General features: G+C 44.0%; 1 protein-coding gene and 1 pseudogene. Both read left to right on the top strand.

What is annotated here, in order from left to right:
- On the top strand, nt 1–715 hold a 715-nt coding region (prfB, locus tag A3761_RS03955; protein WP_068749857.1), incomplete at its 5' end, for a peptide chain release factor 2.
- Nucleotides 716–774: 59 nt separating this feature from the next.
- Nucleotides 775–1,128 (top strand): annotated as a pseudogene (locus A3761_RS03950) (lysine--tRNA ligase); the annotation flags it as partial.

Genomic DNA, 1,128 nt, shown 5'->3' with positions numbered 1-1,128 from the left:
ATATCTCGATATTCAGTCTGGCTCAGGTGGTACCGAGGCTCAAGATTGGGCCAGCATGTTATTGCGTATGTTCTTACGGTGGGGGGAGAAGAAAGGTTTCAAGACTGAAATCATTGAACTCTCCGACGGTGAAGTTGCCGGCATCAAAAGTGCGACAATCCAATTTACCGGTGAATATGCATTTGGTTGGTTACGTACAGAGACAGGTGTCCATCGCTTGGTAAGAAAATCTCCTTTTGATTCAGGCAGCCGTCGCCATACTTCTTTTGCATCGGTGTTTGTATCACCGGAAATTGATGATAACGTCGATATTGAAATTAACCCGGCAGACCTGCGTATTGATACGTATCGCTCTAGTGGTGCGGGCGGCCAGCACGTTAATACAACCGATTCAGCAATACGTATTACTCATGAGCCAAGCGGTATTGTGGTCCAATGCCAGAACCAACGTTCACAGCATCAAAACAAAGATAAGGCTATGCAGCAGCTTCGAGCAAAGTTATATGAGCTAGAGATGATGAAGCGTAGCGAAGCGGCACAAGCATTGGAAGATACCAAGTCAGATATTGGTTGGGGAAGTCAAATCCGCTCCTATGTACTGGACTCTTCGCGGATCAAAGATCTGCGAACCAATGTTGAGACCAGTAACTGCAATAATGTCTTAGATGGCGACCTGGATCAGTTTATCGAAGCCAGTCTTAAGCAAGGCCTTTAATTTTTAGTTTGCTGCTATCGTCTTTGGTGGCAGCAATGGATAAGTAATTGGAAGAAAATATGTCGAACGAACAGAATACTACGAACACTGAAGACCAAAATAAGTTGATCACTGAGCGTAAGAACAAACTCAAGGAACTGCGTGATGGTTGTTCAGCAAATGGTCACCGTAATGACTTCGAGCGAAAAGATTTAGCAGGAGATCTGTTAGAAAAGTTCGGTGAGTTCTCTAAGCCAGAGCTAGAAGAACAGGATAACCAAGTATCTGTTGCGGGTCGAATCATGTTTCAGCGGGGGCCATTTACTAAGATTTCTGATGTATCGGGTGGTATGCAGTATTACGTACCAAAAGATATTCAAAAAGAAATTGGCTACAAAACCCGTTTTGATTTAGGTGATATTGTTGGTGTACGG

Source organism: Oleiphilus sp. HI0123, assembly GCF_001635315.1.
This window is presented reverse-complemented; position numbering and strand designations above follow the sequence as displayed.